Here is a 13,645-nt window from a genome sequence, read left to right as displayed (position 1 = left end):
TCCTATATTTTTTGTATGTGATTTTATACAAATGCAAATAAAAAGCTATAAGGCTATTGCGAAAATCCACATAGCTTATAGCTGGTTTTTATAATAAATGCAGTGTATCGATCAAGAAGCGCATCGTATCCACATCAATTTGTCCCGGTGCACTTTGTTTGCCGGCTGATGCAAAAGTTATCGCACTGCCAAAGAATTCACCTAAAATTCTTGATGGCATTCCCTCTTTTGCCATTGCCATCGTTACGAGAACCACATCCGGAAATCTTTCTTTAAAAGCAGCAGTGGCTGCCATCAAGACAAAAACATCCTGTTTGTTTTGCGGCATGCAAGCCATTTTTAAAATATCAGCTTTCGACTCTTTCATAACCATTAGTTTATGCAGTATTTTTTCTTTAGAAGGTGTTTTAACAAAATTATGATGCGAAGCTATGACTTGAATTTGATGTTGGCCTGCGATAGGAAGCAACATTTCAAAGACATCATTACCCCAATCAAATTCCAGGTCGATCAAGTCCGCTGCTTGTTTGGTACAGATGGTATGATATAACTCTTTGTAAAAGGTCTTGTTTCCTTCAAAGAAGCCTCCTTCTTTTTGGGTACGGCATGTAATCAACAAATCAATTTGTCCCAGTTGTTCTTTTACAGCCAGGGCAAGCTCGATACATTTTGAGAGATCTTCTATATGATCAAAGGCATCTATGCGCCATTCAACTAAATCAATATTCATGCTAGACACTTTCTGAGCTTGTTCTAGGACTTCCTGTGCTGTCTTTTCCATGATGGGTACACAAATCTTCGGTTTTTTAGGATTCCATGGTATTCTATTCATCGTTATCACCTTTATTAGTGTATCAAAAAAAATGAAATCCGGGCATATTTTCCTTGATTTTTAAAACATTGTATTGTAAATTATTTTCATAAGGTGAAAACTTATGAAAAATTTAATATCTGTTTCTTATTTTATGTTTACCTTTAAATAGCCCTGAAAAAGCCGTTTTTATAACTGGTTCTTTTTCGGGGCTTTTAAGCATCATGGCATTTCCAACATGGTGCTTTTTTATTTCCCTAAAGGAGGTTTTGTATGAGCGAGTATGGACTAATCGGAAAACCATTATCTCATAGTTTTTCTAAGATCATTCATGAAAAACTGGCAGACTATACGTATGAGTTAATGCCCTTAGATGAAGAGGATCTTGATTATTTTTTACGACAAAAAGACTTTAAAGGCATCAATGTAACAATTCCGTATAAAAAGACAGTCATTCCCTATTTGGATTTTATAGATGAAAATGCCAAAGCTATCGGTGCTGTCAATACGATCGTCAATCGTGATGGAAAGCTTTATGGATACAATACAGATTATGATGGATTTGATTATATGATTCAACATCATCATGTCCCCATCCAAAATCAAAAAGTATTGGTTTTAGGAAACGGAGGCGCTGCGGCAGCTATTAAAGCAGTCTGCAGAAACCATAACGCCAAACAGATTCTTTGTGTATCCCGTCATCCAAAAGATGATGCGATTTCCTACAAGGAAGTCTATACCAGCCATTGCGATGCGAATATCATCATCAACACATCGCCTGTCGGTATGTATCCTCATATTGATGAACAGGCTGTTGATTTAAATGACTTTCCTAAGTGTAAAGCGGTATTGGATGTTGTCTATAATCCAATCTGTACCAAGCTTTGCCTGCAGGCCCGAGAAAAAGGATTGTTGTATGCAACAGGAATGGAAATGTTGATCGTACAGGCCATTCGTGCCAAAGAACATTTTCTACAAGATACGACACCGCAAAAAGTGATCGATCAAATCTTATTTGATTTATTGATGGAAAAAACAAATCTGGTTTTTATCGGGATGCCTAGCTGTGGTAAAAGTACCATAGGAAAAAAAGTAGCACAGCTTTCCCAAAAGAAATTTATCGATTTGGATGATGAAATCGAAAAAGAAGCGAAGAAAACCATACCAGAAATCTTTGCCGAATCCGGAGAAGTTGTATTTCGAGAACTGGAGACTAAGGTTACAAAACGTATCAGTGCCAACCAAAATCTGGTGATTGCCTGTGGCGGTGGCATCATCAAAAACAAAATCAACATCGATATGTTGCGATTAAACGGTATTTTGATCTTTCTGGATCGTGATTTGAATCTGTTGGAATCCAATGATCCTAACCGTCCTCTTTCCAGCAGTCAAAAAGCGGTGGAAGACATGTATCATCAACGGATGCCTTATTATCTTCAATATAGTGACATTCAAATTGTAAACAATACCAATTTAAATAAAATTTCTCAAACAAGTATTCAAAAAGTAAAAGACCATATACAAGATTTAATTTGTACAGGAGGAAAAACCATATGATCATTACCTTAAAAAAAGAAGCCCAACAAGAAAAAATCGATCAGCTGATCCATCGTTTTGAGAACATGGGATTGCAGGTCACTGTGATTTACGGAGAAAACTACAATGTTTTTGGTTTAGTTGGAGATACCTCAAAAGTCGATGAGAAAAATGTCATGGCCAACCCCATCGTTGCTAATGTACAGCGAGTGGATGAACCCTATAAATTAGTCAATCGAAAATTTCATCCGGAGGATACCATTATTGATGTAAATGGCATCCAGATCGGTGGCAAAAAGATCGTAATGATTGCCGGCCCCTGCAGTGTTGAAGGAGAAGAACAAATCACCCGCATTGCCAACGAAGTTAAAAATTGTGGAGCTGACATGCTTCGCGGAGGGGCCTATAAGCCAAGAACCAGCCCTTATGCTTTCCAGGGTTTAGGAACTGAGGGAATCAACGATCTGTGTATCGCCAGAGAACAGACCGGTCTTCCAATTGTCAGTGAATTGATGGCTGTAGAACACTTGGATGAATTTGTTCAAAACGTGGATATCATTCAGATCGGAGCACGAAATATGCAGAATTTTGATCTATTGAAAGCCGTCGGACGAACCAAAAAACCGGTTTTACTAAAACGCGGATTAGCCAATACGATCAACGAATGGATCATGGCTGCCGAATATATCATGTCCGAAGGAAATCCGAATGTGATTTTCTGTGAAAGAGGAATTCGAACCTTCGAGACTATGACAAGAAACACCTTGGATCTTGCGGTCATTCCTATTATTAAAGAAAGAACACATCTGCCAATCATTATCGATCCAAGTCATGCGGCCGGTGACTGGAAACTGATTGAATCATTGTCTTTAGCTGCGATTGCCGCAGGTGCTGATGGCCTGATCATAGAAGTACATGACAATCCGGAATGTGCATGGAGCGATGGTGATCAAAGTCTAAAACCGGAAAAATATGCCAGTCTGGTTCAAAAAGGAAGAAAAATTGCCGAAGTTATTGGACGCGAATTATAAAAAGGAGCAGTATCACATCAGATACTGCTTTTCATTATTGGTTTCAATCAGATCGATCCGTCGTTTATAATCCGGCATCACTTTTTTTAAGATGTCATAAAATACCGGTGAATGATTCGGCTGTAAAAGATGAATAAACTCATGACAGACAACATATTCGATAAATTCGACCGGGTAATGTATCAACTCCGCATTTAAAGTAATCGAATTTGTTTCCGGATGGCAGATGCCCCAGCTGCTTGTCATCTTTCGAATCAAGACTTTAGGCATGGTAATGGAATACTCTTGAAAACGATAAAAGATCATTTCCGAGATATCACACAATACATCTTTGGCATTTGCTCGTAAAAACTGTTGGAAAACCTTTTCCATGCTTGCTTCATCTTTTGCCTGTATAATCAGTTCATCCTCACAAGTTGTGACATGACTGGTTGTTCCTTTGATTTTTTTGACCTGAAAACTTCTCCCAAAAAGCCGGACCGTTGGCACTTTGGCTTTAAAATAAACTTCATCCAAATGACGTTCTACATATTTATCGATCATTTCTTTTGTACAAAACGGATTGGCATGCACAACCAACTCTCCTCTGGCTGTAACCCGCATTCGTATTCCCTTTTGTTTTGTCATCTTTAAGGCGTATTTAGGAATGTTATTATGGTCCTTAGAAAAAAAATTTGACATAACTGAGCCTCCTAAAACCACTCTCTATGTCCCCTTAATGCTTAGACATGATATCATATCCTAATCAAAATGTGTAGCATAAATTCTGCGTGATTCGATGTTTTGGGCAAGAAAGCCTTTATCTATCGAATAAATCAAAAATTATATTTTTTAATGTCTTTTGTCTTTTTCGACAAGCTGTCATTTCTGATAGAAATATGTTAGGATGTGCAAGGTGATGACAATGAACAATCCTTATACACACTCTCATGACAATAAACGATATTTTACGATCAATCATTATTTTAAGACCAAGTATCATCAAAAAGTAGCCAAGGTTCCCTTGAATGCCGGCTTTACCTGCCCCAATCGAGATGGTACCAAAGGATTTGGCGGCTGTACCTTTTGTTCCGGAAAAGGAAGCGGTGACAGTATCCTTTCCTTTTTTGACAGTTTGGCAACACAATACGAGCTTGGCTTAGAGCGAATGCAGAGAAAATGGCCTGATTGTTTAGGCTTTGCGTACTTTCAATCATATTCTAACACTTATGCCGATTTAAAGACGATAAAAAAGATCTACGATCCCTTCTATGCCCGTAACGATGTTTTAGGAGTTTGTATTGCGACAAGACCCGATTGTCTAACCCCGGAAATCATCGATTATTTTTCTGTAAAAGCCAAAGAAAAAGAAACCTGGATCGAGCTTGGCTTACAAAGCGCACATGATAAGACCATGGAACGTTTAAATCGACTTCATACAACACAAGAGCTTTGGGATGCATTGGAACAGCTAAAGGACACTCCCATTTTGACCTGTGTACATATCATTAATGGATTACCCGGTGAAACCAAAGAAGATATGATCGATACAGTACGGCAGCTAGGCAAGCATCCTTTTGATGCGATCAAAATTCATATGCTGCATATCATCGAAGGCACCGTTTTGGCAAAACAATACCAGGAGCATCTGTTTCCGTTACTTTCCTTAGAAGACTATGTAGATGTGGCAGTAAGACAATTGGAGGTTTTACCTTATGACTGCATCGTAGAACGATTGACAGGAGATGGAATGGCCAAAGATCTGATTGCTCCTTTATGGACCATCAAAAAAACGATTGTGACCAATGAAATCGATAAAAAGATGGTAGCATTAAACACATGGCAAGGAAAAAAGAGCGGGAATTAATTTTCCTGCTCTTTCATTTTGACACAATAGTAATTTTTCTTACCACGACGTAAAATCATATAATCTTGTACACAACAATTTCCCTGTGCAATCAACATCTGTGGATCATTCACCTTGTTTCCATTGATGGAAATCGAGTTTCCCTTGATCCATTCACGCGCCTCACGTTTACTGGAAGCGATGTGTGTTTGAATCAATACATCCTCCAACATCAGACCGCAGGGACATTCAATCTGATCCATCTGTGCTACAGCTTCTAATTTCTGCGCATCATTCAACTCCGCAAAAGAACCTCTAAATAACGCATTCGTAATTTTTAAAGCACTGTCTAATCCTTCTTCTCCATGAAGATCTTTGACAACCTGACTTGCCAAGGCTTTCTGTGCTTCTCGCTTATGCGGTTCTTCGTTTAATGAAACTTCTAAAGCATCAATTTCTTCTTTTGTCAGGAATGTCAGTTTCTTCAAGTATTCAATGACCTTGGTATCTTCCGTATTAAACAAGAACTGATAAAGTTCATATGGACTTGTCTTCTTAGGGTCTAACCATACCGTTCCACTTTCACTCTTACCAAACTTTGTACCATCCGCTTTTGTGATCAATGGCATGGTTAAACCATAACATTTGACATCGGCTCCACATTTTTTACGAATCAATTCCAATCCCGATGTAATATTTCCCCATTGATCCTGGCCACCAATCTGCATCGTACAATTTCTGGTCTTATATAAGGTATAGAAATCTAAACTCTGTAAGATCATATAAGAGAATTCGGTGTAGCTGATCCCACTATCCAGACGTTTCTTTACCGTTTCCTTGTTGATCATATAGTTGACATTAAACAGCTTCCCATAGTCACGCAAAAAGTCAATGATCGTAATATCTTTTGTCCAGTCCAAATTGTTGACCATATCAAAGCCCCAAAGCTTTGAAATCTGCGCATGCAGGGCATCATAGTTTTTCTGTAATACTTCCGGTGTTAACATATTACGCTCGCCGGTTGCCTTTGGATCACCGATAAAGCCGGTAGCACCACCAACCAGCATGATAGGATGATGTCCATGCATCTGTAAACGTTTCGCCATTAACAAAGAACTGTAATGTCCGATATGTAAAGAATCCGCTGTTGGATCGGTTCCAATATAAAAGGTCAGCTGTTCATTGTTGATGGCATCTTCTACATCCGGGCTTGTCACATTATCGACAAGACCACGCCACTTTAATTCATCAAATAACTTCATTTTGTTTCCTCCATAAAAAAAACGTCCTTCTATAAGGACGTTATCAACGCGGTACCACCTTACTTCATACAAAAAGTATGCACTCTAGTCTTTAACGCAGACATACGTCATGATGAAGCTCCAAGGTGTATTCCATAGACTTTCCTGCGACCTTGCACCAAACAGTCGCTCTCTGTAAAGAAAGACACTATGTACTCTTTCTCTTCTTAGCCGTAGTTAAATTATACAAAAAAAGATTGAAAAAGCAACCCCCTATTAGATGCCTGTGTCAATAATCTAAAGACAGGATAACTGCATAAAAGCGATTCCGTCTTTCTTTGAAATTATTTAAAAAAGAGGTGACAAAGCACCTCAAAGTGTTATTTCTTAATTGTTGTTTTAATAACACGTAATAGCTGAATACAGATAAAAGAAGCAAAAGCACAGAGAACGATCAAACCGATATGTTGTAAAGTCAGGTCTTGTGCAACGGTAAAGAGTCCATGTAAACCTGGAACTAATAAAATCAACATTAATAAACCGGCTCCGACAGCAAAGGCTAAACAGCTATAGACATTGATGGAAAGCTTATATAAAGGCAATGCGGAGCGACTGGAGAAACCATGGAACAAACGAGATAAACACAAAGTCGCAAATGCCATGGTACTAGCTAATGCCGGACTGACTTCATTTCCTAAATAGTAAGCAGTTATCACAAAGACAAAAATGATCAAACCTTCGGTACCAATCTGGATCAAAGTTTTTGAATTCAGAATGGAATCATCGCTCTTTCTAGGTTTTTGTTTCAAAATATCATCTGAGCCTTTTTCCATACCGATCGCAATGGCCGGTAAGGAGTCTGTAATTAAGTTAATAAACAACAAATGCACAGCCGTAAATGGTGTTGGCAAGAACAATACAGATGTATAAACAACTGCCAGGATGGCAGAGAAGTTGCCTGACAATAAATACGTAATGGCATTTTTAATATTTGTATAGACGTTTCGTCCGGTAATGACCGCTTTTACGATCGTAGAGAAGTTATCATCCATTAAGATCATACTGGCGGCATCCTTGGAAACCTCTGTTCCGGTAATTCCCATGGCAACACCAATATCACTTTGTTTCAGTGCCGGGGCATCATTGACACCATCTCCGGTCATGGCTACGATTTCATTTCGTTTCTGCCATGCCTTGACGATACGAATCTTGTGTTCCGGTGCCACACGAGCATAAACAGAAACTTTTGGTAAGATCGCATCCAGCTCATCTTCACTCATCTTTTCTAATTGCGAACCTTCCAAGACCACATCACCCTCGTTAAATATACCGATCTCTGTGGCAATACTTTGGGCAGTAATCGCATGATCGCCTGTGATCATGATAGGTTTGATACCGGCAATACGACATTTTTCAACCGCATCTTTGCTTTCTTGACGAGGCGGATCCATCTGGGCCACCATACCTACAAAGCACAAATCGCTTTCATCGGCAAAATCAAGCGGTTTTGGTTCCATATTTTTATAGGCAAAACCTAAGACACGTAACCCTTTTTTGGCATAATATTCATTCTTTGACAGGATGACTTCCTTATCTTCGTTTGTAATCGGACGTTTTTGATCATGGATCAAGATTTGTGTACAACGTTTTAACAGCTCATCTACAGCCCCTTTGGTATAAAGGTGTGATTTTGAGTTGATGGACATCATCTTACGAGTCGAATCAAATGGAATCTCATCCATACGTTCGGTTTCAACTACATAATCGCCATCTTTTTTACCATAATTGTCAAACAGCTCCAACAAAGCAATCTCCGTTGGATCCCCAATCTGTGCATCTTCTCGATAAATCGCATTGTTACATAATAGACATTCTTTCAATAAAACATCATGACAATGATCACCAGCATCTAAAGCTTCCGGTGGAAAAGCTTCCTGATTGGCAAAGACGTCCATGACCTTCATTTTATTCTGTGTTAAGGTTCCCGTCTTATCGGAGCAGATAATAGAAACACATCCTAAGCTTTCCACAGCATTTAACTGCTTGATAATCGCATTTTCCTTGACCATCTTTTGGGTTGAAATAGAAAGTACGATCGTAACGATCGATCCTAAAGCCTCCGGAATAGCTGCAACGGCTAAGGCCACCGCAATCAACAAAGCATCTAATACATTTTCATGCGCTAAAAAGACGTTAATGGCTAAAATAATGGCACAGATCACACAAATGCTGATGGTGAGTTTAACAGAAAATTCGTCTAAGCTTTTCTGCAATGGTGTCTTACGTTCCTGGGCATTTTCGATCATGCTGGCGATATGACCGATCTGCGTATCCATTCCAATGGAAGATACGACATATTTTCCGGTACCATTGGTAACCAATCCGCTGGAAAAAGCCATGTTGGTCTGATCAGCTAAAGGCTGTTCTCCACTTAAAGCCTCAGTCGTTTTTTCCTGTGGTAAAGATTCACCGGTCAAAGCACTTTCATTGATCTGTAAATTCGCTGCCTCTAAAATACGTCCATCGCCTTCGATCACATCTCCGGCCTCGACACAGACAATATCACCAATGGTCAACTGATCACTGGATATTTCTTCCATTTGTCCGTTTCGTAATACTTTTACATGAGGTGTGGAAAGCTTCTGTAAGCTTTCTAATGACTTTCTGGCCTTCAAGGTTTGTATCGTTCCCAGGATCGCATTGATCGTGATGACCACTAAAATAACAGCCGTGCTGACATATTCGCCGGAAAAGGCAGAAATCAAAGCCGCACAGATCAATACGATAACTAATAGATCTTTATATTGTTCTAAAAAAATCAAGACCGGACTTTTTGGCTTGCTCTGATTCATCTGGTTTAATCCGTATTGTTCCTGTCGTTTTTTTACTTTTTCATTGGAAAGTCCTTCCATCGAAGTGGATAATTGTTCAAGAACTTCCTTTTGTGTCTGATTGTAGATTGGCATAACTTTCTCCTTTACAATAAAAATAGACAAGATCCATTAAGGACCTTGCGTCCTTAATGAGTCTTGTCTTTAAGATTGTCCAGAATTTACATTCGGGTATGTTGAACAATCAAGCAATGCTAGACTACTCCCTCATTGCAGATATTGTACATAATCTGTTTGTAAATTTCAAACATTTTTTATTCAATCACAAGATTACGAATGCCATTTTCTTTTGCCACACTATAAAACGATTCCATCACTTCTTTGGTATAGAGCTTGGGATTCTCTTTGAAACAAAAGTCCATATCTAAATAGGCATACTTCGATTGAGCCAAAGGATTATAGTTTAAAATCTCATAGTGCACATCCGGATACACAGAAACCAAAAACTTGGAAATCGCGGCAATATTTTCTTTTGTAGCAGTCATAGTTGGAATCAACGGTGTGCGAATGATCACATGTTCTTTTTTATCGGATTGTAAAAGCAATTGAATATTTTTCAGGATCAAAGTATTATCGACCCCGGTATATTTTTTATGCTCTTTTGCATCAAACAACTTACAATCCGCATAAATCTGATCCAGATAAGGTAAAGCCTTTTCCAGCCATTGGGAATCGGTAAATAGACTGGTTTCGATGGCCGTATGAATCTTTTCCTCATGACAAGCCTTTAAAAGTGCCAGTAAGCCTTCCGGTTGTAGAAACGGTTCTCCACCGGATACGGTCACACCACCTTCTCGTTTAAAGAAAGCTTCATCTTTTTTGATCTCTGTCACAAGCTGCTCGATCGTATATTCCTTTGAATCAAACTGCAGAGCACGTGTCGGACAGGCATCTACAATAGCATTCCAATCTTCTTTTTTTTCACGATGCAGACAAATTTTTCCGTCTTTGACTTCAATCCCCTGCTTCTTACTGGCATTTAGACAACTCAAGCAGTGAATACACTTATTTTCCATATATAAAACCTGAGCAGTCGGTAAAAGTCCTTCCGGATTCTGGCACCATTTACAACGCAAGGGACAACCTTTTAAAAATACTGTTGTTCGTATGCCAATGCCATCATGTGTGGAAAAGCGTTTTATATCAAAGACACGAAGCTTAGATGTTGTCATAGGATGTCCTTGCGATGATCTCATTTTGAAGATCCCCAGCCAGTTCGGTAAAGTAAGCTGTGTAACCAGCCACACGCACCGTCAGTGAACTATATTGTTCCGGATGTTTTTGCGCTGCCAGCAAATCTTCTCTTCGAACCACATTAAACTGAATATGCGGAATTTCCAAATCGACAAAGGTACGAAGGAAATTACAGAATTTCTGAATACCACTTTCCGTCGCAAAGAATTCCGGTAAAAATTTCATATTTAACAAGCCACCATTGGTCGTACAGTCATCTTTTAGACGAGATACGGATTTTAAAACAGCAGTCGGCCCTTTTAAATCACGACCATAAACGGCGGATAAGCCACCATCGGCCAGCGGTGTTTGTGATAATCGTCCATCCGCGCTGGCTCCTACATTTTGTCCCATCGGTACATGCGCGCTGACTGTGTACATACCGGAATGATAGATGCCCCCACGATAATTCGTATAATTTCTAAGTGTATCTCTAAAGAACTGTGCCCATTTGGCCCCTAATTCATCAACCCATTCTACATCGTTACCATATTTTGGAACACGGTTCAACAACATCTGTCGCATCACTTCATCGTGTTCAAAATTTGTCTGCAAGGCGTGTTCCAAAGCTTGTGGTTCAATCCGTTTTTCATCATAAACCATCTGTTTAATGGCAGCCAAAGAATCCGCTAAGTTGGCAACCTGAATCATCTGGATACCAGACAAGTTATAATGCGCACCGCCTTTTGTGACATCCAAACCTTTTTCCATACAGTCATCGATCACACTGCTTAAAAAGCCGGTCGGTAAAATATCAATATGGGCTTTTTCCACCTCTTCGCAACAAGGAATCATCTTATCAATAAAGTACAACATCATCTGCTTAAAGGCTTCCTGCAGCGCATCAAAGCTCTGATACGTACTTAAAGAACCCAGATCCGGTCCCAGCTGCTGTCCTGTCAGAAGACATTTTCCATGATTTAATGTAAGCTCTAACACTTTATTCATATTAAACATGGCCGCATCAGACCAGCCCAGATTATTTCCCTGTGTCGTTAATTCCACACAACCAACAATGGCATAATCCAAGGCATCTTTATGGGAAATTCCTAACTTTTCCAGTTCATGGACAATAGCCTTATCATTAAAGAACTGTGGCATACCACTGCCCTTAGATACAACCTTGACCGCATGACGAAGCAATTCTTCATTGGTATGCTCGTGCAGACGAACACTTAAATTTGGTTGTGGAAGACCAAGCTCTTCCTGTGCCGTTAAGAATAGATGACTTAATTCATTGCTGAAATCCTGTCCGTTTTCATCCACACCACCAACGGCAATGTTAAAACCGATGGGAAAACCGGCAAAGTATTTTGCGGAATTCTTATTGCGTAAATACACGATCTGGTTAAATTTCAACCATAAGCATTCAATAATCTCCAATGCTTCTTGATCATTGATCAAAAGCTCTTCTTTATCTTTTTTATAATATGGATATAAAGTTTTATCCAAACGTCCCGGTGAAAAACTGGAGGCATTGCTTTCCATGTGTAAGATCACAAACAAAAACCACATCGATTGTATGGCTTCATGAAAAGTCTGGGCCGGACGTCTGGACAAGTTAGCACAAATTTCTGCCACTTTTTTCATGGTTGATGCATGTTGTGATGTCTTTGCCGCTTCTTTTAATAAAAGATCATGATAGCGCATCATAAAATTTTGTACACCTTCCATAATCAATACAATAGAGCGATAAAAATCTTGTTTGTCTGAAGCACAAGTTTCTAAATGATGTAACGCTTCTTCCTTAAGTCCCTGCGGACCTTTTTCTAACCACTCGGCCACATTCGGACAAATATGTCCCTGTGCATGATCTTTTTGGTTGATCTTTACCACCTTACTGATCGCATCGATTTTCTCACCGGCACGCTGACGAAGAACATCCTCCAAACTTTTTCCTTTCCAGTACGGAAGAATTTCTTTCCGAAAGGTTTCTATATCCTCTGGTCGAACCAAGAATCGATCTTGTGGACGCGAATCGATAGTTTCTAATTCTTTATCGACCCAACTGATCCCACTTTCAGGAAATACGACACCATAGCGAACACCTTTTGTACGATTTCCTACGATCAGTTCTTCCGGTTCAATCCCGATTTCCAATTCATTTAAAGCATTATATAGTGCATACGCCCTCTTCATCTGAGCAGATTCACCTTCATGCTCCTTATATGTTCTTGTGATGATCAACGCCTGTTCGATACTAACATAACGAGGTTGCGAAAGCATTTTGTCCTTTAAAATTTGAATGCGATTTTCCATAGTGTCTCCTCCTAATCCACGACTTCAATTCCATATTTCTGACAAAGCTTGCGATAGGCTTTCCCTAACGCATGATCGGTGATCAAACCGGTAAACTCCTCCACACGAGCATATTTATAATTTCCAATCTGACTGAGCTTTTCATGATCCACGAGCATATAGGAAAGCTTTGACTGTTTCAATACGACATGTTTAGTGACTCCGTCATTGGCCATGTAGGTATAGACTGCATCTTCTTCCAGATCCAGACCGACCACTCCCATAAACGCAATATCAAAATGAAAGTTTTCTAACATCTGATCAGCCAAACTGCCTACAAACCCATCTTTACCAAAGTCAAATTCTCCGCCAATGAAAATGACATTACTATTCGCATTGACTAACAGATTCACAACTTCCAAAGAATTTGTCACAACCGTAATGGGAAGATTTCTCTCGGCGATGATTCGTGCCAATTCAACCACCGTCGTACTGATATCTAAAAAGACCACACTGCCATCTTCGATTTTTTGTATGGCTTTTTGTGCAATTATCTCTTTTTGTTCGGTATTCAGCTTTTTTCGCTGTGCTGCTGTTTTTCGCTGTACATTTTCTTTGACAGGAATGGCGCCGCCATAAATTTTTTTACATTTTCCTTCTTTTTCCAGTACACTTAGATCTTTACGGATCAAGTCCTCTGTCACGGAAAAGCGTTCGCTCAACTCTTTGACACGTACACTTCCTTTACTGATCAGTTCTTCTACAATCAATTCTTGTCGTTCTTCTACAAACATCTGTATCACCGTAATCACTATAACACATCAATAATGAATAATAAA

At 39.3% G+C, this 13,645-nt stretch carries 10 protein-coding genes and 1 other annotated feature; of the genes, 3 read left to right on the top strand and 7 right to left on the bottom strand.

Going from position 1 to position 13,645, the window contains the following annotated elements; translation table 11 throughout:
- Positions 1 to 88 precede the first annotated feature (88 nt).
- Positions 89 to 832, bottom strand: coding sequence for a type I 3-dehydroquinate dehydratase (aroD, locus tag G413_RS0100390; protein WP_022788976.1), 744 nt, complete (start codon positions 830 to 832; stop codon positions 89 to 91).
- Positions 833 to 1,084: 252 nt separating this feature from the next.
- Between aroD and G413_RS0100385 the strand changes: the two genes are divergently transcribed.
- Both G413_RS0100385 and aroF read left to right on the top strand, forming a co-directional pair.
- Positions 1,085 to 2,368, top strand: coding sequence for a shikimate kinase (locus G413_RS0100385; protein ID WP_022788975.1), 1,284 nt, complete (start codon positions 1,085 to 1,087; stop codon positions 2,366 to 2,368).
- The gene (gene aroF, locus G413_RS0100380) at positions 2,365 to 3,378 is read left to right on the top strand and encodes a 3-deoxy-7-phosphoheptulonate synthase (RefSeq protein ID WP_022788974.1); all 1,014 of its coding nucleotides are present in this window, start codon (positions 2,365 to 2,367) and stop codon (positions 3,376 to 3,378) included. Before G413_RS0100385 ends, aroF begins: the two co-directional genes overlap by 4 nt.
- Positions 3,379 to 3,390: 12 nt before the next feature.
- Here aroF and G413_RS10545 read toward each other — a convergent pair whose 3' ends face one another.
- Positions 3,391 to 4,059, bottom strand: coding sequence for a M48 family metallopeptidase (locus tag G413_RS10545; protein ID WP_022788973.1), 669 nt, complete (start codon positions 4,057 to 4,059; stop codon positions 3,391 to 3,393).
- Between the two features lie 217 nt (positions 4,060 to 4,276).
- On the opposite strand from G413_RS10545, the gene mnmL reads away from it, so the two are divergent.
- Positions 4,277 to 5,224 (top strand): tRNA modification radical SAM protein MnmL/YtqA, encoded by a 948-nt coding sequence (gene mnmL, locus G413_RS0100370; RefSeq protein WP_027968947.1) that lies wholly within the window; start codon positions 4,277 to 4,279, stop codon positions 5,222 to 5,224.
- Here mnmL and tyrS read toward each other — a convergent pair.
- The 5 genes from tyrS to G413_RS0100345 all read right to left on the bottom strand — a co-directional run bounded on the left by tyrS (position 5,221) and on the right by G413_RS0100345 (position 13,600).
- The gene (gene tyrS / locus G413_RS0100365) at positions 5,221 to 6,465 is read right to left on the bottom strand and encodes a tyrosine--tRNA ligase (protein WP_022788971.1); all 1,245 of its coding nucleotides are present in this window, start codon (positions 6,463 to 6,465) and stop codon (positions 5,221 to 5,223) included. The two genes, mnmL and tyrS, sit on opposite strands and share 4 nt — an antisense overlap.
- Before the next feature lie 30 nt (positions 6,466 to 6,495).
- Positions 6,496 to 6,682 (bottom strand) — a binding site (T-box leader).
- A gap of 142 nt (positions 6,683 to 6,824) precedes the next feature.
- Positions 6,825 to 9,410, bottom strand: coding sequence for a cation-translocating P-type ATPase (locus G413_RS0100360; protein ID WP_022788970.1), 2,586 nt, complete (start codon positions 9,408 to 9,410; stop codon positions 6,825 to 6,827).
- Between the two features lie 179 nt (positions 9,411 to 9,589).
- Positions 9,590 to 10,531, bottom strand: coding sequence for a glycyl-radical enzyme activating protein (locus G413_RS0100355; RefSeq protein WP_027968946.1), 942 nt, complete (start codon positions 10,529 to 10,531; stop codon positions 9,590 to 9,592).
- Positions 10,494 to 12,827, bottom strand: coding sequence for a glycyl radical protein (locus tag G413_RS0100350; protein ID WP_022788968.1), 2,334 nt, complete (start codon positions 12,825 to 12,827; stop codon positions 10,494 to 10,496). The genes G413_RS0100355 and G413_RS0100350 overlap by 38 nt, the downstream gene beginning before the upstream one ends.
- A gap of 11 nt (positions 12,828 to 12,838) precedes the next feature.
- Positions 12,839 to 13,600, bottom strand: a complete 762-nt coding sequence (locus G413_RS0100345) for a DeoR/GlpR family DNA-binding transcription regulator (RefSeq protein WP_022788967.1) — start codon at positions 13,598 to 13,600, stop codon at positions 12,839 to 12,841.
- Positions 13,601 to 13,645 lie beyond the last annotated feature (45 nt).

It is taken from the genome of Faecalicoccus pleomorphus DSM 20574 (assembly GCF_000420345.1).
GTDB classification, from domain to species: domain Bacteria; phylum Bacillota_I; class Bacilli_A; order Erysipelotrichales; family Erysipelotrichaceae; genus Faecalicoccus; species Faecalicoccus pleomorphus.
Note: the sequence above shows the minus strand (reverse complement) of the source record. Positions and strands in the feature narration are given on the sequence as shown.